At 70.0% G+C, this 24,693-nt stretch carries 17 protein-coding genes and 1 other RNA gene; 8 read left to right on the top strand and 10 right to left on the bottom strand.

Annotated elements, in window-relative coordinates; all coding sequences use genetic code 11:
* Nucleotides 1-15: 15 nt before the first annotated feature.
* Nucleotides 16-207, bottom strand: a non-coding RNA gene (gene ssrS, locus D187_RS51780) — 6S RNA.
* 159 nt (nt 208-366) lie between these two features.
* Between ssrS and D187_RS46190 the strand changes: the two genes are divergently transcribed.
* The 3 genes from D187_RS46190 to D187_RS56895 all read left to right on the top strand — a co-directional run bounded on the left by D187_RS46190 (nt 367) and on the right by D187_RS56895 (nt 2,537).
* Nucleotides 367-1,305 carry a tetratricopeptide repeat protein gene (locus tag D187_RS46190; protein WP_002624195.1) on the top strand — a complete coding sequence of 313 codons (939 nt, stop codon included), beginning with the start codon at nt 367-369 and terminating at the stop codon, nt 1,303-1,305.
* Between the two features lie 4 nt (nt 1,306-1,309).
* A complete protein-coding gene (locus D187_RS46195) occupies nt 1,310-2,251 on the top strand; it encodes a serine/threonine-protein kinase (protein ID WP_002624196.1) in 942 nt (313 codons plus the stop codon).
* A gap of 118 nt (nt 2,252-2,369) precedes the next feature.
* Entirely contained in the window at nt 2,370-2,537 is a 168-nt protein-coding gene (locus D187_RS56895) for a hypothetical protein (protein ID WP_002624197.1), read from the top strand.
* A gap of 31 nt (nt 2,538-2,568) precedes the next feature.
* Here D187_RS56895 and D187_RS46200 read toward each other — a convergent pair whose 3' ends face one another.
* The 6 genes from D187_RS46200 to D187_RS46225 all read right to left on the bottom strand — a co-directional run bounded on the left by D187_RS46200 (nt 2,569) and on the right by D187_RS46225 (nt 9,509).
* Entirely contained in the window at nt 2,569-3,717 is a 1,149-nt protein-coding gene (locus tag D187_RS46200; protein WP_002624198.1) for a cysteine desulfurase family protein, read from the bottom strand.
* The gene (locus D187_RS46205; RefSeq protein WP_002624199.1) at nt 3,714-4,838 is read right to left on the bottom strand and encodes a DHH family phosphoesterase; all 1,125 of its coding nucleotides are present in this window, start codon (nt 4,836-4,838) and stop codon (nt 3,714-3,716) included. The genes D187_RS46200 and D187_RS46205 overlap by 4 nt, the downstream gene beginning before the upstream one ends.
* 165 nt (nt 4,839-5,003) lie before the next feature.
* Nucleotides 5,004-5,840 (bottom strand): Fic family protein, encoded by an 837-nt coding sequence (locus tag D187_RS46210; RefSeq protein ID WP_002624201.1) that lies wholly within the window; start codon nt 5,838-5,840, stop codon nt 5,004-5,006.
* Nucleotides 5,841-5,974: 134 nt separating this feature from the next.
* Complete coding sequence (locus tag D187_RS46215; protein ID WP_002624202.1) at nt 5,975-7,309, bottom strand: DUF8689 domain-containing protein; 1,335 nt, start codon at nt 7,307-7,309, stop codon at nt 5,975-5,977.
* A 72-nt stretch (nt 7,310-7,381) separates the two neighbouring features.
* A complete protein-coding gene (locus tag D187_RS46220; RefSeq protein ID WP_002624203.1) occupies nt 7,382-8,329 on the bottom strand; it encodes a branched-chain amino acid transaminase in 948 nt (315 codons plus the stop codon).
* A gap of 238 nt (nt 8,330-8,567) precedes the next feature.
* Nucleotides 8,568-9,509, bottom strand: a complete 942-nt coding sequence (locus D187_RS46225; protein ID WP_002624204.1) for an AAA family ATPase — start codon at nt 9,507-9,509, stop codon at nt 8,568-8,570.
* A gap of 186 nt (nt 9,510-9,695) precedes the next feature.
* On the opposite strand from D187_RS46225, the gene D187_RS46230 reads away from it, so the two are divergent.
* A complete protein-coding gene (locus tag D187_RS46230) occupies nt 9,696-9,917 on the top strand; it encodes a hypothetical protein (protein WP_002624205.1) in 222 nt (73 codons plus the stop codon).
* A 59-nt stretch (nt 9,918-9,976) separates the two neighbouring features.
* Here the strand turns inward: D187_RS46230 and D187_RS46235 are convergent, their stop codons facing one another.
* Both D187_RS46235 and D187_RS46240 read right to left on the bottom strand, forming a co-directional pair.
* On the bottom strand, nt 9,977-14,095 hold the full coding sequence (locus D187_RS46235; protein ID WP_020918735.1) for a response regulator: 4,119 nt from the start codon (nt 14,093-14,095) through the stop codon (nt 9,977-9,979).
* A 129-nt stretch (nt 14,096-14,224) separates the two neighbouring features.
* On the bottom strand, nt 14,225-16,531 hold the full coding sequence (locus D187_RS46240) for a glycosyltransferase (RefSeq protein ID WP_002627117.1): 2,307 nt from the start codon (nt 16,529-16,531) through the stop codon (nt 14,225-14,227).
* Between the two features lie 153 nt (nt 16,532-16,684).
* Here D187_RS46240 and D187_RS51395 point away from each other — a divergent pair, with 153 nt between their 5' ends.
* From D187_RS51395 to D187_RS46255, 3 genes are all read left to right on the top strand, one after another.
* Nucleotides 16,685-18,532, top strand: coding sequence for a DUF4912 domain-containing protein (locus tag D187_RS51395; protein ID WP_162159768.1), 1,848 nt, complete (start codon nt 16,685-16,687; stop codon nt 18,530-18,532).
* Between the two features lie 10 nt (nt 18,533-18,542).
* Nucleotides 18,543-20,135, top strand: a complete 1,593-nt coding sequence (locus D187_RS46250; protein ID WP_002627119.1) for a glycoside hydrolase family 57 protein — start codon at nt 18,543-18,545, stop codon at nt 20,133-20,135.
* 134 nt (nt 20,136-20,269) lie between these two features.
* Complete coding sequence (locus tag D187_RS46255) at nt 20,270-21,718, top strand: Do family serine endopeptidase (protein ID WP_002627120.1); 1,449 nt, start codon at nt 20,270-20,272, stop codon at nt 21,716-21,718.
* Nucleotides 21,719-21,727: 9 nt separating this feature from the next.
* Here D187_RS46255 and D187_RS46260 read toward each other — a convergent pair whose 3' ends face one another.
* Complete coding sequence (locus D187_RS46260) at nt 21,728-23,635, bottom strand: GGDEF domain-containing protein (protein ID WP_002627121.1); 1,908 nt, start codon at nt 23,633-23,635, stop codon at nt 21,728-21,730.
* 142 nt (nt 23,636-23,777) lie between these two features.
* Here D187_RS46260 and pgeF point away from each other — a divergent pair, with 142 nt between their 5' ends.
* On the top strand, nt 23,778-24,563 hold the full coding sequence (gene pgeF, locus D187_RS46265) for a peptidoglycan editing factor PgeF (protein ID WP_002627122.1): 786 nt from the start codon (nt 23,778-23,780) through the stop codon (nt 24,561-24,563).
* Nucleotides 24,564-24,693: the final 130 nt, after the last annotated feature.

The following is a 24,693-nucleotide window of genomic DNA, read 5'->3' on the forward strand; positions in this document are numbered from 1 at the left end:
GCCAAGAGAAAGAAAAAGCCCCCCGCGAAATGGCCGTGTGCCTAGCGTCCATTGAACCCTAAAAAGCCAGGTGGGGTTCGAAGTCATGGAACCGTAGGCTTCCCTCATCCCCGAAGGGGAGGGCTTGCTCATGGAACCTGAAACGGACCCCGTGATGGACGTATCGGTTCGAATTTCTGCTGGGCATCACGCGCCCCGCAGGGGACAAGACCTTACAATCAAATTCTAACGGACTTCGACACCAGGAAACTCCTGGAAACCCCAGAAGCATCTACGGGAATGATAAGGACGTGGGGGTGATGGGTCAAGCCATCGCCGCGCGTTTACAAGGCGGTCGGGGCCCTCGTATGATGCGGCGCTCCATCCATGGTGTCCGTTTCGAGAACAATCAGCCTGGCGGCGTTGATCGCCGTTGTTCCTGGCGCGCGGGGGGCGGAGCTCCCCCTCCAGGGCAGCTACCAGGCGGACATCTGGGGCACGGTGGAGTTGAGCACCGAGGGCGAACGCCTGGTGGGCCGGGCGAGCAAGGGCAACCCATGTGGGCTCGAGCCCGGGACGCCGGTGCTCGACGGGACGTTGCAGGGCCGGGTGCTCGTGGGGCAGTTCGAGCTGTGCCTGCAGGGCGAGGGCTGCCCGGAGCGGCAGTCCCTGCCGGTGCTCGGCTTCCACAGCCCCGAGGAGGGCTCGCTGACGGCCTACGTGCGCATCCAACAGGGGTGCCTGTCGCCGGTGTTGGGTCAGGAGGGGCTGGTGGTGCTGCGCTCGCCCAGGGCGGTGAGCGCGGCCCAGGAAGCCGCCGCGGCGGCGCGCGCCAGCCTGATGTCCGGGCGGGGGGCGAGCAGGCGCAACCCCGAGGCCGCCAAGGCGGCGCTGGAGCGGGGCGAGCAGTTGCTGCGCGAGAAGAAGTGGGGCGGCTCGGTCGCCGAGTTCGAGCGCAGCATCGCCCTGGGTGAGCAGAGCTGGGTGGCCTTCTTCGGGCTGGGCACCGCCCAGTTGATGCGCAACCAGCTCCCCGAGGCCGTCGAGATGCTGAGCCGGGCCCAGAAGCTCAACAAGCGCGAGCCGAACATCGCCTACACCCTGGCGTGTGCCTACAGCCGGCTGGGAAAGAAGGATCAGGCGCTGCTGTTCCTGGAGCAGGCGGTGAAGTCGGGATACGCGATCAAGGCGGGCTCGCAGGATCTCGGGCTGGAGAAGCTCCTGTTGTCGGATCCCGGCTCCATCGCGCGGTACACGGAGAACATCCAGGAGGCCTTCAAGAACGCCGAGGCCCCCGCCAGAAGGCGACAAGCCCAGGGACCGTGAGCGCGTGAGTTCCTCTGCTTCTCCGAGGGTTCCTCGCATCCTCGGCCACTACGAAATCCTGTCCGCCCTGGGCAAGGGGGGCATGGCCGAGGTCTTCCGCGCCCGGGTCCTGTCCGGACCGCGCCAGGGCTGGGTCGTGGCCCTCAAGCGGCTGTTGCCCTCGCTCGTGCAGGATCCCGCCTCGCTCGCGCTCTTCGACGCCGAGGCGCGCCTCACCCAGCTGCTCAACCACCCCAACATCGTCCAGGTGCTGGACGTGGGCTCGGTGGCCGATCAGCACTTCATGGTGATGGAGCTGGTGGACGGGCGCGACCTGGGCCACATCCTGCGCCGCTGCAAGCAGCGCGGCATCTACCTGCCCCTGGATTTCGCCCTCTACCTGTGCCGGGTGCTGCTCGACGCGCTCTCCTACGCCCACTCGCTCCCGGGGCCCAACGGCGGGCCGCTCGGGCTCTTCCACTGCGATGTGTCGCCCTCCAACCTGTTCATCTCCCGCCTGGGCGACATCAAGCTGGGGGACTTCGGCGTGGCGCGCCTGCGCGTGGACGGCGTGCTCCAGGGCGGGGAAGTGCTCGGCAAGCCCTACTACCTCTCGCCCGAGGCGCTCCAGGGCGAGCTGTCCCCTCAGGTGGACCTGTGGGCCGCCTGCGTCGTGCTGTACGAGCTGCTCACGCTCCAGCGCCCCTTCGTCGGCGCCACGCCGGAGGAGGTCTTCAAGAAGATCATCTACCGGGACTACGTGGCGCCCAGCCTCATCCGCCCGGAGATCCCCGAGCCCCTGGAGGAGATCATCGCCCGGGGCTTCAGCATCACCCCCGCGGAGCGCTTCACCAGCGCCGAGGACTTCGCCGCCGCCCTGACGCCCCACTACGACGAGTGGGTGGGCACGCCCCTGGCCATCGCCGCCGTGGTGCGCGGCCTGTTCGGCATCACCGACGCGAAGTAGCGAACTGGGCGGGAGGTGGGCGCCTGGTGGGTTGCTCGCCGCTGCCTGCCGGGAGCGCCGTGCGTGCGGAGATTTCTTCTCTGCGCGGGCGCAGGTGCGCCCAGGGAGGACGACGATCATGGCGAACCAGGAGCAGAAGAAGCCCCAGGAGCAGCGGGAGGCCCAACCGGAGCGCGAGACGGAGCGCCAGCCGTCCAAGCCCCAGGAGTCCCACGAGGGGCTGCCGGGCTATGGGCAGCCTCCGGACGAGGTGCGCAAGGGCTGGCTCCCCGAGCAGAAGTGGTGAGCAGAAGGGGTGCGCGACGCGGGGCGGGAGGCTAGGGGGTATTCAGCTCACGGGCCCGGGGCACGTGCCGCACGAGCGCCTCCACGACGCGCTCGACTTCCTCGCGGGTCGTGGTGGGGCCCAGGGAGAAGCGCAGGGTGGCGTGGGTGCGAGCCGGGGAGAGCCCCATGGCCCGCAGCACGTGCGAGGGCGTCAGCGTCCCCGAGGCACAGGCCGCTCCCGACGAGGCACAGATGCCGTCCAGGTCCAGGGCGATGAGCAGCGCCTCGCCGTCCGCTCCCTCCAGGGTGAGGCTGCTCGTGTTGGGCACCCGCGGGGCCACCTCGCCATTCACCGTCACGTCCGCGAGCCGTGAGCGCACCTCGCGCTCGAAGGTGTCGCGCAGGGCGCCCAGCCGCTCGGCGACGGCCGGCTGTTCCTGCCAGGCCAGCTCCAGCGCCAGGGCGAACGCCTCCGCGTAGGGGACGTTCTGGGTGCCACCGCGCCGCCCGGCCTCCTGGTGCCCGGGCGTCAGGGCCTGCACGTCCACGCCCTTGCGCACCACGAGCACTCCCGCGCCCGCGGGCCCGCCGAACTTGTGCGCCGAGAGCGAGAGCAGGTCCGCGTCCACCTCGCTCAGGCGCAGGGGCAGCTTTCCCGCCGCCTGCACCGCGTCCGTGTGGAACAGGATGCCGCGCTGACGGCACGCGCGCGACACGTCCGCCACCGGCTGCACCACGCCCGTCTCGTTGTTCGCCCACATCAGCGAGCACAACAGCGTGTCGGGCGTCAGGGCCTCGAGCAGCGCCTCGCGTGGCACCTGGCCCGTGGCGTCCGGCGGCAGCCGCACCACCTCCGCGCCCAGGGCCTCCAGGTGGTGGAGCGCCGCCAGCGCCGACGGATGCTCGATGGCCGTGCTCACCACGCGCCGCTTCCGGGGCTCCTTCCTCCCGAGCCACACCCCCTTGAGCGCCAGCGCGTCCGCCTCCGAGCCCGAGCCGGTGAAGCACACCTCCTTCGGCTCGCAGCCCAGCACCCGGGCCACCCGTGCGCGCGCCGCGTCCAGCCGGCCCCTCGCCTCGCGGCCCATCCGGTGCACGCTGGAGGCATTGCCGAAACCACCCTCGGTGAAGGCCCGCGACAGCAGCGTGGCCACCTCGGGCCGCACCGGCGCCGCCGCGTTGTAGTCCCAGTAGATCACGGCGAGGGCGCCGACAGGAGCGCCACCGGCCGCTCGTCCGCGACCCCGAAGGCATCGAGGAAGCGGTGCACCAGCTCGCGCTTGATGGCCTTGCGCTGGTTGGCGCGGCCCGACAACGGAATGCGCGCGCCCGCCATGCTGCCGTGGCCTCCGGCCGAGCCGCCGTAGTCCCCGCAGATCTCCCGGATGAGCCGGCCCGCGTTCATCCGCCGGTCCTTCACCCGCAGGGACAGGAAGAGCTGATTGCGGAACGTGGCGTACGCCAGCGACCACTTCATCCCCTCGAGGAACATCAGGCGCTCGGCCACCTCGGCCACCATGTCCGGCGAGTAGACCTCCTTGAGGTCCGTGACGATCGCCGTGTCCCCGTACACCTTCGCCCGCTCGTAGGCCGTGTGGTACATCTGGAAGTAGCGCGCGGGCAGCTCCGGGTGTTCGATCTGCCCGAGCAACTGCTTGTCCGCCCGGGGGAACAACCACAGGTACGTGTCGATGTCCGTCGGGGTCGTCTCGCGCCCCAGGTCGCGCGTGTCCGCCTTCAGGCCGTAGAAGAGCGCGGTGGCCACCTCCGTCGAGGGCTCCAGGCGCGCGGCGCGCAGGTACTCCACGAGCATCGTCGAGGTGGAGCCGTAGTCGCCGCCCACGTCCGCGAAGGGGGCCTCCAGGCTCTCGTCGCGCAGGGGGTGGTGGTCGATGATGATGTCCACCTCGCGGCGCAGCCGGGGCGGCACCGCGTGGTTGCCCGTGGGCGGCTGCGTGTCCACCAGCCCGAGCAGATCGTACTCGTCCAGGTCGACCTGGGAGATGGGCACCACGGGCAGGCGCAGCACCTTCACCAGCGCGATGTTCTCCGCGCGGCCGATGAGTCCGCTGTAGGCCACGCGCGCCTCGGCCACGTCCGCCCGCTCGCGCAGCAGTTGGGCCAGGGCCACCGCGGAAGCGAGCGAGTCGGGATCCGGGTTGTCGTGGGTGAGCACGAGGGCCTTCTTGTGCCCTCGGGCCACTTGAATCATCCGCTCCAACTTCGCTCGAGCGGGGAGGGTCGCCAGACGCGGTGGCGGAGGCTCGGTTTCTCCACCTCCGGACATCTTCCGGCCATTGGCTGTGGGGGTCGCGGGCATGAGATGGGTGTTTACTCGCTGTTGGCTCGCTCGGGCGTGGCGATTCGAGGAGGATCGGAAAGGAACCGCGCTTCTCCAAGAATGTTGACGGCGCGCCGCGCCTTCACGGGGAAGCCCCCGGGCGGGGGCCCGAGTGCTTCCCTGTCCACCATCCCGTGTCGCCGTCTAGTTGATCGCCTTGTAGCGCCGGGCCATGTCCTTGAAATACTTGATGCCGTTGTCGAGTGAGTTCTCGATGGCATCCATGAGCAGCGTGCGGAACAGGCCTTCCGCGCCGCGCAGGGACTCGTAGTAGCGCTGGCGATCGATGGAGTGGATGATCGCCGGCATGTAGCCGTGGCGCAGCAGCACGAGGTTGGTGAGCATCCGCCCCACCTTGCCGCTGTTCTCCGTGAAGGGGAACACCTGCATGAAGCGGTGCTGTACCACCGCCGCCTGCTTGATGGGATGGAACTCACGGAACTCGGCGCTGGCCGTGTAGTCCACGAGCTTCTCCAGTCCGGGCTGGATCTTCGCCGGCTGGGCGATCTCGTGGAAGTACGTGCGGTGCAGGGGCATGTCCTTGCGGTAGCCGCTGCGCTCGCGCTCCTTGGCGAGCTCCTTCTCGGTGCGATCCCGCCGCTCGATGTTGGCGCGCGTCGCCAGGGCCTCGGGCGTGTTGCCGCAGAGCAGATCGTGGATGCGCTTGATGGTGGTGAGGGTGATCTGCGCCTGCTTCTTGCCCGTGGCCGCCGCCTCCTCGCGCAGGTAGTCGCACGCGGCCTTGTGGTTGCGCACCTCGAGCACCACGGGGATCATCGCGGGATCCATGGTGGAGCGCTCGGGGAAGAGCGCCGAGACCAGCTCCTGCTGGGTGTACACCGTCCCCTCGAGCGCCGCGTCGTGGTAGATCCACGACATCTCGAAGCGCTCCAGGAAATCGCGGCCCTTGTCCTTGTAGATGCCAAGGTAGTCGCGCAGCGCTTCGTTCTTCTCGTCAATCTCTTGGTAGCGTTCCTTCACGGACGTGACGCTCCTTCACACCGGCTCACTATTATATACCGGCGGACTGGGACCGACAGGGCCCGGCCGGGCGATGAAACGGGCACGGGATTGTAGAAATTCCAGGGGGTTAGGGCAACGACGACACCGCGGCTCTATAGACTGACGAGGAAGACTTCACACGCCTGGTCCAACAAGTCCTTGGACAGGGCTGGGGGAATCTGCCGGTAGCGGGCAGCGTCCCGGATGAGCTGCACCAGGTCTCTCGGATGGCAGGCGCGCATCTGCATGTTGCGCGGCCGGTAGTAGTGCTCGAACAGGTAGGTGACCGCCTGGTCCACGTAGGGAATGCCGGCCGCCTGGCACACCTGGGCGAAGATCTCCCGGTAGACCTCCTCGTCGGGATTGCCGACTTCGATCTTGTACTTGATGCGCCGCAGGAAGGCGTCGTCCACCAGCTCCTTGGGGTCCAGGTTGGTGGAGAAGACGAGCAGCTGATCAAAGGGGATCTCGAACTTCTTGCCCGTGTGCAGGGTGAGGAAGTCCACCCGCTTCTCCAGGGGGACGATCCACCGGTTGAGCAAGTCCGTGGGGTGGACCTTCTGGCGGCCGAAGTCGTCGATGAGGAGCATCCCGCCGTTGGCCTTCACCTGGAAGGGCGCCTCGTAGAAGCGCGCGGTGGGCGAGTAGATGAGATCCAACGTCTCGAGCGTCAGCTCGCCGCCCACCACCACCGCCGGGCGCCGGCACAACTGCCAGCGGTGGTCCATCTCGAAGGTCTGCCGCCGACCGGCCGCGTCGCGCTCGGACTCGAGGTGGACGGGGGTGTGGTTGAGGGCATCGAAGACCTTGATGATCTGGTTGTCGATCTCCAGGCAGTGGGGGATGAAGACCTCGCCGCCGAACATGCGGCTGATGGCCTCCGCCAGGCTCGTCTTGCCATTGCCCGGAGGGCCGTAGAGGAAGAGCGAGCGGCCGGAGTTCACCGCCGGGCCCAGCTTGTCCATCAGGTCCGCGGACACGGTGAGGTGGGACAGGCCCAGCACCAGGTCCTCGCGGCTGATGACGGGGCTCTCCTCGGTCTGCGCGGTGATGAGGGCGTTGTACTGCTCGATGGGCACGGGGGCGGGACCCACGTAGGTGCTGCGCTCGATGGCGCCGCGCGCGTACTCCCGGCCCCGCTCGCTGAGCACGAAGTCCACCGAGGCGCGGCCAAAGCCCTTGCCTCCCCGCAGGTCCACCAGCTTCTCGGTGGCGAGGAAGTCCACCACGCGCTCCATCACATCCGGCCAGGGCAGGCGCAGCTCCTGGGCGATGTCCATGCCCGTGGCCGTGCCCTGGTAGTACAGGTAGCGCAGGGCGATGTCCGACAGCAGACCCATCTTCAACCCCGTCTCCTCCAGCGACTTCGGCTCCGGCGGAGCGATGTCGAGGATGGTGGGGTTTTCCAGGTTGAAGGGGTTGGGTGGGGCGGCGTACTCGGGACGCATCGATTCCTCTTTTAGCCTATCCGCCCCTGTCGGGGCACGTCTCGCGACGTGACCCCCTGGTTGCCAGGCGACTCAGATGTAGGTGAGCCAGTGCGTGTAGCGCGGCTCCAGGCCCCGGACGGCGCGGAAGTACGTCTCCTGGACGTACTGGGTGATGGGGCCGGGCTTGCCGGTGCCCACCATGCGGTCGTCCACCTCGCGCACGGGGGTGATTTCCGCGGCGGTGCCGGTGAAGAAGACCTCGTTGCAGATGTAGAGGGCGTCGCGGGTGACGGTGACCTCCTCCACCTCGCGGCCCGAGTCGCGCAGGATCTTCAGCACCGAGTCGCGGGTGATGCCGTCGAGGATGGGGGAGGAGAGGGGGGGCGTCTTGATGATGCCCTTCTTGTTGACGAGGAAGAGGTTCTCGCCGGAGGCCTCGGCGACGAAGCCGCTGATGTCCAGGAGGATGGCCTCGTCGTAGCCGCCGAGCACCGCCTCGCGCTTGGCGAGGATGGAGTTGACGTACTGGCCGGTGATCTTCCCGCGCACCATGTTGACGTTGACGTGCATGCGGGTGAAGGAGCTCACCTTGGCGCGGATGCCCTCGCGGATGCCCTTGTCGCCGAGGTACGCGCCCCAGTCCCAGGCGGTGACGGCCACGCGCGTGGGGTTGATGGCGCCCAGGCCCATGGCGCCATCGCCCATGAAGACGATGGGGCGCAGGTAGGCGCCATTGGCGAACAGCTCCTTCTGCGCGCGCAACAGATCCAAGCACGCCTCGGCGACCTGCTCGCGCGTGAAGGGCATCTTCATCATGCAGATGTGCGCCGAGTCGAACAGCCGATCGATGTGCTCCTGCAGGCGGAAGATGGCCAGCCGGCCGTCATGCGTGCGGTAGGCGCGGATGCCCTCGAAGCAGCCCAGCCCGTAGTGCAGGGCGTGGGTCATGACGTGCACCTGGCCCTCGTCCCATTTGACCATCTTGCCGTCGAGCCAGATCCGGTCGGAGCGCAGCACACTGGAGGAGGTGGAACTCATTCGGGAAGCTTCCTTTGGGACGGAGAGAGGTACGGACGCGGCGGCATTCTTCGCGGGCGGGATTTTCAAGTCAAAGCATCTGGTGGAGAACCGGCACGAAGCACCCGGGGCCGGTTCTCCACCCGCCGCGGGAAGAGGTAGCCCTGACGCAGCACGTCGGCCTCCCCGGCGGCGAGCAGTCCCTCGCGTCCTCGCTCCAGGGCCTGTCTTGGCGCCTCTCGTGGGGAGCCCGGGGCGCTCAGGCCTGGGCGATGCGCGCGAGCTGCTCCCGGGCCTTCTCGAGGTCCGACTCGTGCTTGAGCACCAGGTTCAACGTCGCCGCCACCAGCTCCGCCGACAGCACCTCCGCGTTGAGCAGGGCGAGGCCGCGCACCCAGTCGAGCGTCTCGCTGATGGAGGGCGACTTCTTCAAGTCCAGCTCGCGCAGCGCCGCCACCGCCTCCACCACCTGGGTGGCGAGCGTCTGGGACACCTCGGGCAGGCGCTGGCGGATGATGCGCAGCTCGCGCTCGCGGTCCGGAAAGCCGATGTGCAGGTGCAGGCAGCGCCGCTTGAGCGCGTCCGACAGCTCCCGCGCGTTGTTCGACGTGAGCACCACCCGCGGCACGTGCCTCGCCTCCAGGGTGCCCAGCTCGGGAATCGTCACCGCGTTGTCCGACAGCACCTCCAGCAGGAAGGCCTCGAACTCCGGATCCGCCTTGTCGATCTCGTCCACCAGCAGCAGCGCCGGCCGCTCCGAGCGCAGCGCCTGGAGCACCGGCCGCGGCAGCAGGAAGCGCTCGGAGAAGAACACCGCGTCGCTCGCCGCCAGCCGCTCGGCCGCCTCGCCCAGGGTGCCCGCTCCCTGGACCAGCTCGCCAATCTTGTCCTTGAGCAACTGGGTGTAGAGCAGCTGCTTGGCGTACTCCCACTCGTAGAGCGCCTTGGTCTCGTCCAACCCCTCGTAGCACTGCAGGCGGATGAACTCGCGACCCAGCGCCCGCGCGAGCGCCCGCGCCAGCTCCGTCTTGCCCACTCCCGCCGGGCCCTCCACCAGGATGGGTTTGGCCAGCCGGTCCGCCAGGAAGCTCGCCGTGGCGATCTCCGGCGAGGCCAGGTAGCCCACCTGCTCGAGCCGCGTCGCCGCGTCTTCCACGCCGCGCAGCGTGTGGGTGTCGGTCGGAGGGGGGGGGAGGCTCACACCCGTCAAATTAGTCGAAGAACTTTCAGACGACTGCGGCAAAAATGCCAGGGTGCCTGCCTCGCCGCTGCCCAGGCGACACACGCGGCTCGCGGCAAACGGGCGGAACGACTGCGGAATATTTTTCCCCATGCTGGGCACGTCACGTGCATGGAAACCGTCGAAGATCGAGCGACGGAGGCAGTGATGATGTCCTGGGTGTGGCGGATGATGCTGGTGGCGGTGGTGACCCTGGTTCCCGGGGCCTTCATGCTGCTCGTGTCCTACCTCGCGACCCGGACGATGTGGGAGCACTGGCGGCAGGCACAGCAGGAGTCCCTGGAGAGCGGCGTGCCGGTGTCGTTCCGGGACGTGCTGGCCACGGTGCACCTCAAGGAGCTGGTGCAGCAGGCGCGCGCCACGCTGTAGGCGTTCGCCGCGCGCGGTGAGCGCGGGACCCGGAGGCCCCGCGCTCCCAACGGCCGGAGTTACTTGTCCAGCTCGTCCACGAGCGACGTCCAGTCGGCCTCGTCCTCGGCGGCGGCGCCGGGCACCGGCATGATCATGGTGCGCTCGGGGGCGCTCTCGTCATCGGCGAGCGAGGGAGCCGGAGCCGGAGCGGGACGCTTCGCGGTGGCACCCGCGGCGGGCTTGGCGCCGGGACGAGCCGCGGGAGCGGCCCGGGGCGCCGCGGGAGCGATGGTGGGAACGGCCTGCTGGGTGGCCAGCAGATCGTCATCCTCCACCGGGGGCCTGGTGGCGGCCGGCTTCACCGTGTTGGGGGCGGCGCCGCCCTTCGTCTTGAAGCGGGCCAGCTCCAGCTCGGCGACCTTGAGGGCCTTGCTCTTCTCCTGCACGGACTGCTGCAGGCGCGCGATCTCCTGGGCCTTGAGCGCCTCGCGACGCTCCAGCTCCGCCTTCTGACGGACGGCGAGATCCTCGAGCTCCTTCTGCTGCTTGGCCTCCAGCTCCTTGCGCTCCTTGAGGGCGGTGGCGAGCTTGGTGGAGGCGTCGGTGGCCTTGGCCTCGGCGGCAGCCAGCTTCGCGTTGAGTTCCTTCTCCGCGCGCACCTTGGCACCCGCGGCGTTCTCCACCGCGAGCTCCATCTCCTGGACCTTCTTGGCGCGGGCGGCGAGCTGGGCCTGGGCCTCCTTGACGCGCTCCTCGGCCTCGGCGGCGCGGGCCTGGGCTTCCTGGCCGAGCTGGGCCACACGGGCCTCGGAGCGAGACAGCTTCGCGTTCAGCTCCTCCTGGGCACGCTTCGCCTCGGCGCGCTCCTGGGCCTGGGCCTGCTGGAGGGCCTGGGCCTGGGCGTGGGTCGCGGAGAGGTTGGCCGCGAGGCCCTCGCGCTCGGACTGGAGCTTGGACTGGGCGGCGGCGGCGGCGCGCAGTTGCTCGTCGCGGGCGGCCATCTGCTTGCGCAGGGCCTCCAGCTCCGAGTTGAGGCCGGCGAGCTGACGGGACAGCTCTTCCTGGGCGCGGCGCGCCTGCTCCGCCTCGTGCTGGCGGCGCTCCTCCTGCTGCTTGAGCTGCTCGGAGCGGGCGGCCACCTCGCCGCGCAGACGCTCGCGCTCCTGCGACAGGCCGCTGAGCTTCTGGAGGGTGTCGGACAGCTCCTGGTTCTTTCGCTCGGAGTCCTGCTCGAGGATGTCGATGCGGCGCTGGGACTCGGCGCTGAGCGTGTCGAGCCGCTCCTGCAGGTCGTTGCGCTCCCCCTCGGCCTGCGAGAGCTGCGAGCCGAGCTGGGTGACCTCGGAGACGCGGCTGCCCAGCTCCTGCTTGACGAGGAAGAGCTGCTCCTCGAGCTCCTGACCCTGATCGCGCGCCTGGGCGAGCTGGGACTCCAGGTCGGCCTGGGTGCTGGCCGCCTGCTGCTGGGTCTGCACGTGGGCGGCCTGTTCACCCGCGAGCGCCTCGCGCGTGGCGGAGAGGTTGCCCTGGGTCTCGGCCAGCTCGGCGCGCGTGAGGCCGAGCTGCTCGGACAGCTCCTCCTCCATGGCCTGCTTGAGGGCCTCGGTCTCCTGGAGGAGGCTGTTGACGCGGGCGATCTCCTTGTTCGCGGAGATCAGCTCGGCCTCGCGCTCGGCGCGCGCCTGCACGGTCTGGGCGAGCTCGTCGCGGGTCTGATCCAGCTGGCCCTGGGTCTCGGTGAAGGCCTGGGTGGTGGCATCCAGCTCGCCACGCGTGGCGGAGAGCGACTCCTCGGTCTGGGCCAGGGTGTCCTGGGTGGTGGCGAGGGTGGTCTGCGTCTCGGTCAGCGCCTGGGTGGTGGCGTCCAGCTCACCGCGCGTGGTGAGGAGCGTCTCCTCGGCCTGGGCGAGCTTGTCCTGGGTGTCGGTGAGGGTGGCCTGGGTGCTGGTGAGCGTCTGGGTGGTGGCATCCAGCTCGCCGCGCGTGGCGGAGAGCGACTCCTCGGTCTGGGCCAGGGTGTCCTGGGTGGTGGCGAGGGTGGTCTGCGTCTCGGTCAGCGCCTGGGTGGTGGCGTCCAGCTCGCCGCGCGTGGTGAGGAGCGTCTCCTCGGCCTGCGCGAGCTTGTCCTGGGTGTCGGTGAGGGTGGACTGCGTCTCGTTGAGCGTGGCCTGGGTGCTGGTGAGCGCCTGGGTGGTGGCGTCCAGCTCGCCGCGCGTGGTGAGCAGCGTCTCCTCGGCCTGGGCGAGCTTGTCCTCGGTGTCGGTGAGGGTGGACTGCGTCTCGCGGAGCGTCTGCGAGGTGGCGTCCAGCTCCCCGCGCGTGGTGGAGAGCGTCTCCTCGGTGGTGGCCAGCCGGGACTGGGTGTCGGTGAGCGTCTGGGTGGTGGCGTCCAGCTCCCCGCGCAGGGTGGCGAGGTCCGCGTCGCGCTCGGCGACGGTCTCCTGGAGCGCCTGCACCTGTCCGGTGAAGTCCGCCTCCATGGCGTTCTTGGCGGCTTCCAGCTCGTTGCGCGCCAGGGTGAGCGCTTCCAGCTCGGCCGTCAGCTCGTTCTCGCGATCGGCCAGGTGCGCCTTGGCGGCCTCGACCTCGCCTTCCAGCTCGCCGATGCGCTCCATCTGCTGCTGGATGTTGGCGTTGAGCTCCGCCTCGTGGTTCTCGTTGCGGGCGATCGTCTCCTGCAGCTCGGTCTCGAGCGTGGCGACCTTCGCGTCGCGCTCCTCCAGGCGCTGGTTGAGCAGCTGCTCCTCGGCGTCCTTGTCGAGCTGGAGCTGCTCGCGCTCGGCGGTGGTGCGCGCCAGGTCCGCGGAGAGGACGGAGATCTGCTCGTTGAGCCGGGCCTCGAGCTCGGCGCGCTCGGCGGAGATGCGCTGGATCTCCGCGTCCGCCTGGGCGCCATGCTGCTCGGCGGCGAGGGCGCGCGCCTCCAGGGTGCGCACGGTCGTGTCGCGCTCCTGCTCGGTCTGGGCCAGCCGCTCCTGCAGCGCCTGGATCTCCCCGGTGAGCTCGGAGTAGCGCTGATCGCGCTCGCCGATGGTGCGCGCCAGCTCGCCTTCCACTTCCTCGATGCGCTGCTGGCGGCGGCCGAGTTCGGCCTCGTGCGCCTGCACCGTCGTGGTGAGCCCCTGCTCCTTCACCTCGAACTCGAGGGTGACGATGTTCAGGTGCTTCTCGAGCTTCTCGTACTCGTCGCGCAGATAGCTCAGCTCGCCCCCGCGACGCGACAGCTCGTCCTCGAGGTTGGTCACCGAGCGGCGCAGGACGTTGATGTCCTTCTCCTTGGAGGCGACGACCTCGATGAGATCCTTCTCCGCGGAGAACTTCTGCAAGAGCAGGTCGTCCACGGTCGCGCCGTGCTCGCGCTCCTTCTGGAGCATGCCCTGCTGGGCCTCGTTGAAGCGGCGCAGCAGGTCATCCACCTGCATCTTCAGGCCCTGCAGCTCCACGTCCTTCTCGTGGAGGCGGTCCTCGACCGAGAGCAGCTCGCGCTCGCGCACGTTCCACACCTCGGACAGCCGGGCGATCTGCGCCTCGCGCACCTTCAACTCATCGCGCAACAGCTGCACCTTGCCCTCGGGCGTGCCCATCATGTCGCGTCGCGGCGGCGGGCGCCGGAGTTGACGCGACTCGGCGAGCAGCTCGGCCTTGCGGTCGGCGATGGACTGGAAGGCGCGCTCGAGGAAGGTGCGATCCTCCTCGGTGATGGCGCTGCGGCGCTCGCGCTTGGGCAGCCGGGGCGGAGCGCCCGCGGCGGTGGGGGCGCCCTTGAGCGGCGGCGGCGTGGAGGGCGCGCCGTCACGCGGTGCGGCATCCTGCTCGGATTCGCCCGGCGGCATGATGTCCACGCTCAGCGACGCGAGCTCTCCCATCTCGAAGGGGATGGAGAGGTAGCCGTCCGCGGCGCCCGGCGTCTGACGGTGCTGCTGCAGCCCGTCCGCGCCCGTGTCCGAGGAGAGCAGCAGCACCCGCAGGTTCTGCCCCCACTTGCCCTTCTTGATCTGCCCACAGAGGGAAAAGCCCGACTGGTCCGGCAGCTCGGCGCGGACCACGATGAGATCCGGGCGCCGCTTCTCCATCTCCCGCTGAGCATCGGCGGCGGTGGCCGCCATGGCCGTTTGATAACCCGCGCTCTTGAGCACGGTGGCCATGCTCAGGGCGAAGTCATTCTGGCTTTCAACAATGAGGACGCGACGCTCCATGAGCTCTTTTTTTTCCAGGCAAAAAGTTCAATGAAAACCGGCACATCCTAGACCCGGCAGGCAAGCCTTGGAAAGTTCCCCTTCCAAGCTTGGTCGGTTGGCACACGAGTCGCAGGAAGATCTGAATATTTATGAGGGTTTGCCGCGCGCACCGCCCTGGACCTTGGGGGGAGCGGCCGAGGAGGCGGGCAGCTCGTCCCGGCCGGGGAAGGTGGTGGGCGGGGTGTGCCGGGCGAAGTGGGTGCCCTCGGGCGGGCAGTAGCCGTGGGCGAGCTGGGCGAACCACGGGTTGAGCCGCGACTCGGGCGGCTGGCGCGGGGGAGCCTCGGTCTCCTGGATTTCCTCGCTGCTGATCTCCTCGGGCTCCTCCAGCGGATGGGCGTGGCGGGGCGTGGGCGAGGCCTCCTCCTCGGAGAGCACCTCGGCATGAGAGGAGGAGATCTCCTCGGGCTCCTCCTCGGCGACGGGCTGGAGGACGGGGGGCGCGGGAGCAGGGGGCGCGGGCACCGGCATGAGCACGGGGGGTTCGCTGGGTCGCGAGCCACTGGGAGGCCGGGGGGCCCGGGGCGGCAGCGGCGGAATGATGAGCGAGCCGCGCGCGGGAGTCGGCAGCTCCACGGACGGCCGGGAGGGCAGGGCGGGGGGCCGGAGTGGCTCGGGCTCCGGGACCACCGCGCGGCGCGGCTCGGGGGGCGTGGTGCGGCGCAGCTCGGGGGGCATGGGGCGCGGACCCATGGAGGGCCGGCTGGGAATGGGCGGAGGCGCTGGGACGGAGGGCGCGGCCGTCACGGCGGCTGGCGCCGGAATCGGGGGCGGAACCGAGGCTGGCGCCGGGACGGGGGCTGGAGCCGGGGCCGGGAGTGGAGCCGGAGGCCGCACGTGCTGCTCGGTCAGGGACTGGTCCTGATCGGCGGCGGGGGGATCACGTAGGGGGAGACCCATCACCACGGGTGGGCCCTCGGGACGGCGGGTGTCGGGCTCGGTCTTGACGAGCCGGGTATCGAGGCCGTCCTCGGACAGCAGCGCCTGGCCCACGACGACGGGCGGATCATCCAGCGCCGGAGGACCCTGTCCGGGATCCGTATCCTGGGTGTGGGTGGCCGGCCCGTCGGGCTCGACGGCCTGGACGGCGGGAGGGGCGGGCTCGGGAGCGGCCTCGGCGCTCACCGTGCCCATCATGCCGAGGACGCGGTTGGTGGGGGTGCCGGTGACGGCCGTGAGCTGAGGCTCGTTCTGCCGCTCGCCGGGACTCGCGCGTGCCGCGGCGTCCTTGCCGAGCAGCCCGTCATAGATGTCCAGGAGCTGGCCGCGGATGAGCCCCGCGTCGAGCGACCTGCTGGCGAAGGCCCGGGCGTGCTCACCGAGCGACAGGCGCCGGGGCACGTCGCGGGCGAGGGCGATGAGCTGCTCGGCGAGCGCCTGGGCATCTCCGGGCGGGTAGAAGACCCCCGCCGCGGCCGGGATGAGTTCGCGCGTGAGGGGCAGGTCCGCGGCGAGCACGGGCCGGCCCGCGGCGAGGTACTCGGACACCTTGGCGAGCGCGCCGCCCTGGACGCGGTTGCGGTCCACGTCGTCGAGCGGCACCACCCCCACGTCCGCGAGGGTGAGCACCTTGGCCAGGTTGTCATGGCTGACGGCGGGCTGGAACTCGACGTGTTGCTTGAGGTCGAGCTCGGCGACGAGATCTTCCAGGTGGGGCTGCCAGTCGGGGTGGCGCGGACCGACGAGCGACAGCCGCACGTCCACCTCGCGCACCGCGAGCGCCAGTCCCCGCAGCAGCCCGGCGAGGCCCTGCCAGGAGACCTGACTGCCCAGGTACATCAGCCGCATGGGGGCGCCGTCGGGCACGCCGAGCGCCTCGGGCTCATAGGGCCCCATGTCCACGGGGGCGCGCACCACGTGCACCGACTCGCTCGGCACGCCCAGGGATTGGATGAAGTCGCTCGTGGTGGTCGAGCCGGTGATGACCCGATCCACGTTCATCAGGCAGAACAGCTCCTGGCGCCGGATCTTGGAGAGGAACTTGCGGTCTCCCTCCAACTGCGGATGCGTGTAGCGCAGCTCCTGCGAGGGGAAGCTCTGCGCCTCGTAGACGAGCCGGTAGCCGTAGTCCCCCTTGAGCTCGCACAGGGCATAGCCGCCGAAGGGATCGGTGAAGTGGGCGAGGGCGTACTCCTCGCTCTCCAACTGGCGCCGCACGGCGCGCTCGAAGGCCTGGATGCGCGAGGCCAGGTCTCCCGAGCCCACGGGCACCCGGAGCAGACGCGCGTTCTCGTACTTCTCGATATGGGTGTGATCCGGCGTCTTGACCGAGAGCACCACCACCGAGAACCGATCGGGCAGTGCCTTCAAATACTCGGTCAGCCGGCGCGAGGAACCCGACGGGCCGGGGATGACGTCGAAGCTGCACAGCAGGAGTCTGGGCAGATCACTCAAGGCGGGCCGGAGAATACAAAGCCCGCTCCCGCCTTGTCACCGTCCCTCGCCACCTCGCGAGGTATCCCCACGAACAGTCGCGAAATCGTCCGTTGACCCGGGTTTGCGCCGGCCCTAAGCCCAGGTCCGCTTATGGCCGACCGCAAGAGCATCATGGTGGAACACCTCCGGGAATTCGCGCACACGCAGTGGGGGCGCGGGGTGGACAGGCTCAAGGCGCGCAAGGGCCTGCTCGGCGCACTGGTGACGCGCGTGGACGAGCTCGTCACCCTCATGGGGCTGCGCGAGCGGGCTGACGGCTCGACCGAGGCCCCCCCGGGTGTCTCCGCGACCCGGTCCCCTCCGGAACGGGAACAGCCCACGCCCCGGTCCGAGGCTCCCGCCGCGTCGAAGCGGCCCCTGCCCGGGGATGATGACGAGAAGACCCCCGTGTACGTGCCGACCCGGCCCGCGCGGGTGGTCGACTTCCCACCCAAGCAGTCGGCTCCACTCGAGGCCACTGCTTCTTCGGACGTGTCGACCCCCGCGCCCGTCGCGCCTCCCGAGCCCGCGAGGACCTCCGCCGAGCCGCTCGTGGAGGGCTTCTTCGTGGCGCGCATCGTCACCGGGGCTTCGAACGCGCCGCCTCCCGATGCGCCGGGCGGGCTGATCTCCAACGGGTCGCTCGGCTCGCTGCCGGTGGACTACGCGGACGACACCGTCATGTTGCTGCCCCGGGATCCCCACACGCTCTTCGTGTTCTGGGACTTCAAGGTCACCACCCGGGAGCGCGCCGCGCAGGGGCTGGAGTACCCACGGACCGTGATGCGGCTGTACGACGATCATGACACCCTGCTCGGCGTCATCGACGTCGCGCTCGAGTCGCGGAGCTTCTACATCGGCGGGCTGCCCGCGGGCCGGCCCTACCGGGTGGAGCTGCACTTCGTCGGCCGGGATGGCCGTTCGCGCCGCATCGGACACTCGTCCAACCGCGTCTTCCTGCCTCCAGCGGGGCCTTCCTCGGACACCTCGGTGCGCTTCCTGCGGGTGCCGTCCCCCGCCGCCTTGCGCGCCGTGCCTCGTCCCGGCTCCGTGTCCCTGCGGTTCGAGCCCGACGAGGAGCGCGACTACATCACCTGGCGCCGCGTGCTCCTGCCGGGAAGCGCCGAGCGTCTCGAGCCCCACGTTCCGTCGCGCGCGGCGCCTCCTGGCGAGCAGGTCGCTCCCACTCCGGGGTATCTGCACGTCCCGCGCGCCGAGGGCTCCTCGTCGGAAGGACGCGTGGGTGCGCCGAGGCCCGCCGAGAGTCCCTCCGGCGAGGCGCCAGTGCCGCCGGAGTCCGAGCGCGCGCCCCCGGAGCGTTGGGTGTGGTCGCACGGGCCTGGAGGCTCATCCGAGATCTGGCTGGATTCGGCCGGACCGTCGGGTTCCTCGGAGCAAGGGGCCCGGCCGATGGGAGTTCCCGCGGCGGGTGGTGACTCCCGAGGGCCCGCCGGGCCTTCCGCGCACGGGTTCGTGTCCCAGGGGCCCGCAGGCTCCTCGGAGCAGGCGTCGGGCGTGCCACGTGCGCGCGAAGGGGTCGTTCAGTGGATCGGCTCGCACGGGCCCGCGGGTTCCTCGGAGCAGGGGCCGGGCGTGTCGGGTGCGCGCGAAGGGGTCGTTCAGTGGATTGGCTCGCACGGGCCCGCGGGCTCCTCGGAGCAGGTGCCGGGCGCGTCGCAGCGAGGGGAAGGGGTTGTGCAATGGATGTGGGTCTACGGGCCGGTGGCCTCGGAACAGGGGCCGGGCCTGGCGGGTCCGCCCGGGGCTTCCGGGCAGTGGGTGTGGTCGAGCGGGCCGGCGGGCTCCTCGGAGCAGGGCCCCGGTCCAGCGGGTCCTCCTGGCGCCGCCGGGCAGTGGGTGTGGTCGAGCGGACCGGCGGGCTCCTCGGAGCAGGGCCCCGGTCCAGGAGGCCCATCCGGGGCCACCGGACTGTGGGTGTGGTCGAGCGGACCGGCGGGCTCCTCGGGTCCGGGGTGGTGAGGGAAAGACCATGAGCATCGGTTCCCTTGCCCTCGTGCTGCATGCGCACCTGCCGTTCGTGCGCCATCCCGAGTACGAGAACTTCCTGGAGGAGGACTGGCTCTACGAGGCCATCTCCGAGACGTATCTCCCGCTGCTGCTCACCTTCGATCGGCTGGCGGAGGAGGACGTTCCCTTCCGGTTGACGCTCACGCTCACGCCCACGCTCGTCACCATGTTGCGTGACGAGCTGCTCATGAGCCGTTATGCCCGGCGCCTGGATCAGCTCTGCGAGCTGGGCGCGCGCGAGGTGCATCGCACCCGGAACGATCCCGTCTTCGGCCGGCTCGCCCGCTTCCACCGCGACCACTTCGAGTCCCTGCGCCAGGCCTTCCATGATCGCTACAAGCGCGATCTGGTGAGCGCCTTCCGCCGGCTCCAGGACGCGGGGCACCTGGAGATCATCACCTGCAACGCCACGCACGGCTTCCTGCCGCTGATGCAGCAGACGCCCGAGGCGGTGCGCGCGCAGATCTCCGTGGCCGCCAGCCACTACCGGCTCACCTTCGGGCGGGACGCGCCGGGCATCTGGCTCGCCGAGTGTGGCTACTTCCCCGGGGTGGAGAAGTTCCTCGCGGCCGAGCGCATCCGCTACTTCTTCGTGGACACCCACGGCCTCACGGACGCGACGCCCCGGCCGCTCAATGGCCCCTTCGCGCCCATCTACACCGAGGTGGGCGTGGCCGCGTACGCGCGGGATCCGGAGAGCAGCCAGCAGGTGTGGAGCGCCGAGCGCGGCTATCCCGGCGATCCCCACTACCGGGAGTTCTACCGGGACATCGGCTGGGACCTGGAGCTGGACTACGTCCGGCCCTACATCCAGCCCACGGGAGACCGCAAGAACACGGGCTTCAAGTACTACCGCATCACCGGCAAGGGGCAGGACAAGCAGCCGTATGATCCGGACCTGGCGCGCGAGCGGGCGCACGTCCACGCGGGCAACTTCCTCTTCAACCGCGAGAAGCAGTTCGAGTGGCTCTCGGGCAAGGTGCGCGGACGCAAGCCGGTGGTGGTGGCGCCCTACGACGCGGAGCTCTTCGGCCACTGGTGGTTCGAGGGGCCCTGGTTCCTCGAGGCGCTGCTGCGCAAGGTGGCGCAGGAGCAGAAGACGTTCTCGCTGGTGACGCCCTCGGACGATCTCGCCGCGCATCCGGAGAACCAGGTGGCCACGCCGCCCCTGTGCTCCTGGGGAGCGGGGGGCTATGCGACCATGTGGCTGGATGGCTCCAACGATTGGATCTACCGCCACCTCCACCACTGCGCCCGGCAGATGATCGCCCTGGCGAAGGACTTCCCGGACGACTCGCCCACGCTGCAGCGCAGGGCCCTCAACCAGGCCGCGCGCGAGTTGCTGCTCGCGCAGTCCTCGGACTGGGCCTTCATCATGAAGACGGGGACCATGGTGGACTACGCGGTGCGCCGTACCCAGGAGCACGTGCTGCGCTTCCTGCGCCTGCACGAGCAGTTGCGCGGGGGCCGCATCGACGAGGAGCAACTCACCCGCTTCGAGGCGACGAGCACCGTGTTTCCCGAAATCGATTACCGCGTCTACCGTCCAGAGTGAGACAGCCGGAATCGGGCACCGCCCGCTCGTTCCCTTTGCTTTCGGGGAAGAGGGGGCGGCCCGCGTTGTTATGTCGCGCGGACAGGGCGCTTCCGCCTTGCTTCGCTGCCTTCGTGTCTTATGTCGGGAGAGTCATGACCAAACGAACGAATTTTCCGCGGAGTGCCATCGCGGGTGCCGCCCTCGTCGCACTGCCCTTGCTGGCGCACTCCCAGACGTCTCCGCAGCCTCCCCAGAACGTGCTCCAGCCCGCCACGAAGGAGGCGCAGGCCCTGCCCTCGCTCGCTCCGTTGGTCGAGTCCGTCAAGGGCGCCGTCGTCAACGTGGACGTCCAGGCCACCTCCACCCGGGGTGAGCGGCCGACGTCTCCCTTCGATCGTTTCTTCGGAGGCGAGGATCCGCGGGGCTCCCGCCGCGAGCCCATCCGCCAGGGCACGGGCTCGGGCTTCATCATCGACCCCAAGGGTCTGGTGCTGACCAACAACCACGTCGTGGAAGGCGCGGTGGCCATCCGCGTCCGGCTGGATGACGGGCGCAGCTTCGACGCGGAGATCGTCGGCAGGGATCCCCTCACCGACGTGGCGCTCATCCGGGTCAAGGCCAAGACGGACAACCTGCCCACGGTGAAGCTCGGTGACTCGGACGCGATGCGCGTGGGCGACTGGGTGGTGGCCATCGGCAACCCGTTCGGGCTGGCCTCGAGCGTGAGCAGCGGCATCCTCTCCGCGCGCGCGCGCAACATCCACTCCGGTCCCTATGACGACTTCCTGCAGACGGACGCCGCCATCAATCCGGGCAACTCGGGCGGTCCGCTCTTCAACCTCAAGGGCGAGGTGGTGGGCATCAACACCGCCATCGTCGGCGGCGGCACGGGCATTGGCTTCGCGGTGCCGAGCAACCAGGTGAAGGCGCTGCTGCCCCAGCTCGAGAAGGAGGGCGCGGTGACGCGCGCCTGGCTGGGCATCGGCATCCAGGACCTGGACGAGGATCTCGCCCGGGCCCTGCAACTGCCCGTCAAGGAAGGCGCCGTCGTCAACCAGGTGAACGACAACTCCCCGGCGGGACGCGCGGGCGTGAAGATGGATGACGTCATCGTCTCCATCGACGGGCAGAAGGTGGGCTCGGGCAGCTCGCTCACCCGCTCGGTGGCGCTCAAGAAGCCGGGCAGCACCTCCGCGCTGGATGTCTTCCGCGAGGGCAAGCGCCAGACGATCAAGGTGCAACTGGGCACGCGTCCGGACCTGGAGAACCTCGGGGTGCGTCCGCGCCAGGGCCAGGAGGACGAGGAGCAGTCCTCCAAGGCTCGCGTGGGCCTGTCCTTGAGCAACCTGGATCCGCGCATCGCCGAGCGGGCCGGGTTGGACTCGGCCAAGGGCGCGATGGTGACGGAGGTGCAGCCGGGCTCGCCCGCCGAGCGCGCCCAGTTGGAGCCGGGCATGGTGGTGGTGGAGGTCAACCGCAAGCCGGTGGCCAACGCTCAGGAGCTGGCGGGCATCATCCGCAAGGCGCCCGCGGGCAGCACGCTGCTGCTCCGCGTGGCGTTGCCGGGCGGGCGCGCGCTGCGTGCCCTGACCCTGCCCTGAGCCCGCCGCTCAGGCCTTGGCCATGGGGGCCGCGGACGGATCATGGGGGCGGCTCAAGCCCCGCTCCCGATCCGGGTGGACCTCCATGCCGGGCTCGTAGCTGGTGACGCGGTTGCGGCCGCCGCGCTTGCTCGCGTAGAGGGCGGAGTCGGCGCAATCCACCAGGTGATCCTGGGCGGCCGCGTCGGTGGGCAGGGTGGCCACGCCAATGGACACGGTGATGTGGCCGCCCGGCTGGGTGGGCGCGGCGAGCTGGGGGGCCTCCGCCACGGCGCGCCGCAGCTTCTCGGCCACCTCGTGCGCGTCCTTCTTGGACACGTTGGACAGCACGAGCATGAACTCCTCGCCGCCGTAGCGCGCGAGCGTGTCCACCTTGCGCACGCGCGCGCGCAGCACGTCGCACACCTTGCGCAGCGCCTCGTCGCCCGCGCGGTGGCCCGCGGCGTCGTTGAGCTTCTTGAAGTGATCGATGTCCACCATGAGGATGGACACGCTGGTGCCGAAGCGCTGGGCGCGCGCCACCTCCAGCTCCAGCCGGGAGAAGAGGTGGCGGCGGTTGGGCACGCCGGTGAGGGGATCCGTCAGGGTGAGCCGCACCGCCTCGGTGTGCAAGAGGGCGTTCTTCACCGCCGCGGCGACCTGGTCGGCCACCGTGGTGAGCAACTCCAGCTCCTGGGGAGAGAAGCTGGCCACCTCCGGGCGCTGGAAGTTGAGCACGCCCAGCACCGACTTCGTGTGCACCAGGGGCACGCTCAAGAGCGCCCCACGCTCCTGCTCTGGCCGCTCGTCGCGCCGGGCGTACTGGCTCGAGGGCTCCGCCACGTCCGGCACGTACACGCCGCGCTGGGTCGCCGCCGCGCGCCCGCAGATGCCCTCGCCGAAGCGGAACGTCATCCCCTCGAGTGCCGGGTCCGCCGGGAAGGTGCTCTTGATCTCCAGGAGCCCCTCCGCGTTGACGAGCATGATGGAGAAGTCCTGGATGTGGAGCCGCTCGGGGACGAGCTGGGTGATGCGCGCGAGCATCTCCGGCAGCTCGAGCGTGGAGTTGAGCGAGTGCGCCACGTCGAAGAGCAGGCCCAGCTCCGCGACGCGCTCCTCCAGCTCCTCGTTGAGGGAGAGCTTGTGCTTCGTCTCCTCGAGATCCCGGTGGGTGTCGATCTCCTCGGCCTTCATGGAGGTGAGGCGCGCCAGCATGGCGTTGAAGGCCGAGCCGAGCCGCGCCAGCTCGTCCGAGTCCCCCGCCTCGGCGCGCACCAGCACATCCCCCTCCTCGGCGCGTCGCATGGCGGCCATCAGCCGGCGCAGGGGGCGCACGAGGAAGAAGTGCAGCGACGTGCCGGTGGCGACGATGAGCAGGGTGCCCAGCACGAACACCGCCACCAGCGCGCCCATCAAGGCGTCGGTCAGCTCGCGGTGCACCACGGGCTCCGCCGCGCGCAGGTGCAGCAGACCCACGGGCCGCTCGCTCGCGCCCGCGTGACACCCCTCGCACGCCTTGTCCCCGAGTGGACGGAGCACTTCCGTCTGGTGCTCGTCCGAGCGCGCCCACTGGGGCCCGGGCGCCGTCAGCAGCGCCGCCGCCGGGTGGCGCAGGCCCACCTCTCGCGGCCGGATCGACCAGAGGATGCGCCCCTCGGGCGACAGCACGTTGAGCTCCGTGGTGGCGCCCAGCAGCCGGGTGTCGCTCGCCAGGAGCTCGGCGACGGGCGAGTGCGGGGGCTTGCCCGCGGGCGTGGTCAACCGGAAGGTGGCGTCCACGAACTCCGCGAGCACCAACGCTTCGTCATGGGTGGCGTCCCGCGTCGCCACGTGGGCCTGCCGCCAGAACAGCGCCACGACCACCAGGGCCGTGAACAGCCCCGGCAGGGCGACGCTCCGCAGGAGCTTCCTGCCGATGGTGTTGAAACCCGATGGCATGAGAGGGTGAGGGCCTCGCGAATGGGTGGATTGTCGGCCCGGTTAACGAACACTGTCAAACTGCATTCCTCCTGTATTCTCTGAAAAGGGAAGAACGAGGTTGCGTGGCGCGTCGGAAAGAATATCCGGGAGAGTTCCCTTCATGAGCCGTTCCTTCATTCAATCGTCCCTGCTCCCGGTTCCCCATGGCTTCTCCACCCGGGAGGGGGGAGTGTCCGAGGAGCCCTTCGCCTCGCTCAACCTGGGCTTCGCCGTGGGCGACGAGCGTGAGCGCGTGGTGGAGAACCACCGGCGCCTGGCCGAGCGACTGGGCGTCCCGCTCGCCACGCTGCACACGGTGAAGCAGGTGCACGGAGATCGCGTGGTGGAGGCGGGGGCGGGGGAGGGGAGCGAGGAGCCGCGGCCTCCCGAGGGCGAGGCGGATGGCCTCTGGACGGATCGGCCGGGGCATTGGGTGGGCGTGGGGACGGCGGACTGCGTGCCGGTGTTGCTGGTGGACCCCGAGGGCCAGCGCGTGGCGGCGGTGCACTCGGGCTGGAGGGGGACGGAGGCGCGCATCGTGGCGCGCGCGGTGGAGGCCCTGGCCGCGCGCGGCTCACGTCCGGAGCGGCTGCTCGCGGCGGTGGGCCCGTGCATCCAGCGCTGCTGCTACGTCGTCTCCGAGGAACTGGGCGAGCGCTTCACCGCTCGCTTCGGTCCCCAGGTCGTGGTGCGCGAGGGCGCCCAGGTGCGCCTGGATTTGTCACTCGCCGTGCGTGAGACGCTGCTGGGGGTGGGGTTGCTCGCGCAGCGGGTGGATGTGCTCACCCCCTGCAACGCGTGTGACGCGCGCCAGTTCTTCTCCCACCGGCGGGACGCGGGGCGCACGGGGCGTCACCTGAACTTCGTGGTGCACCGGTTTCCGGCCGCGTCCGGGCCGATTTCTTGACGGTCTCCGGCGCTGCTTCCTATCCTCCGCGAGGATCTCCCCCCAGGTCGCTCCGGAGCACCGCGCCATTCGCCGACTGCTTGCCATCGTCCCGCTGTGTGCGCTGACCGCGTGCGCCACCACGAACTCC

The organism is Cystobacter fuscus DSM 2262 (assembly GCF_000335475.2).
Taxonomy (GTDB): Bacteria; Myxococcota; Myxococcia; order Myxococcales; family Myxococcaceae; genus Cystobacter; species Cystobacter fuscus.

Excerpts from the sequence above, each read along its gene's own strand:
- D187_RS46190 (WP_002624195.1), top strand. The coding sequence starts at position 367 with ATGGTGTCCGTTTCGAGAACAATCAGCCTGGCGGCGTTGATCGCCGTT.
- D187_RS56895 (WP_002624197.1), top strand. The coding sequence starts at position 2,370 with ATGGCGAACCAGGAGCAGAAGAAGCCCCAGGAGCAGCGGGAGGCCCAA.
- D187_RS46205 (WP_002624199.1), bottom strand. The coding sequence starts at position 4,838 with ATGCCCGCGACCCCCACAGCCAATGGCCGGAAGATGTCCGGAGGTGGA.
- D187_RS46215 (WP_002624202.1), bottom strand. The coding sequence starts at position 7,309 with ATGCGTCCCGAGTACGCCGCCCCACCCAACCCCTTCAACCTGGAAAAC.
- D187_RS46220 (WP_002624203.1), bottom strand. The coding sequence starts at position 8,329 with ATGAGTTCCACCTCCTCCAGTGTGCTGCGCTCCGACCGGATCTGGCTC.
- D187_RS46230 (WP_002624205.1), top strand. The coding sequence starts at position 9,696 with ATGATGTCCTGGGTGTGGCGGATGATGCTGGTGGCGGTGGTGACCCTG.
- D187_RS46235 (WP_020918735.1), bottom strand. The coding sequence starts at position 14,095 with ATGGAGCGTCGCGTCCTCATTGTTGAAAGCCAGAATGACTTCGCCCTG.
- D187_RS51395 (WP_162159768.1), top strand. The coding sequence starts at position 16,685 with ATGGTGGAACACCTCCGGGAATTCGCGCACACGCAGTGGGGGCGCGGG.
- D187_RS46250 (WP_002627119.1), top strand. The coding sequence starts at position 18,543 with ATGAGCATCGGTTCCCTTGCCCTCGTGCTGCATGCGCACCTGCCGTTC.
- D187_RS46255 (WP_002627120.1), top strand. The coding sequence starts at position 20,270 with ATGACCAAACGAACGAATTTTCCGCGGAGTGCCATCGCGGGTGCCGCC.
- D187_RS46260 (WP_002627121.1), bottom strand. The coding sequence starts at position 23,635 with ATGCCATCGGGTTTCAACACCATCGGCAGGAAGCTCCTGCGGAGCGTC.
- pgeF (WP_002627122.1), top strand. The coding sequence starts at position 23,778 with ATGAGCCGTTCCTTCATTCAATCGTCCCTGCTCCCGGTTCCCCATGGC.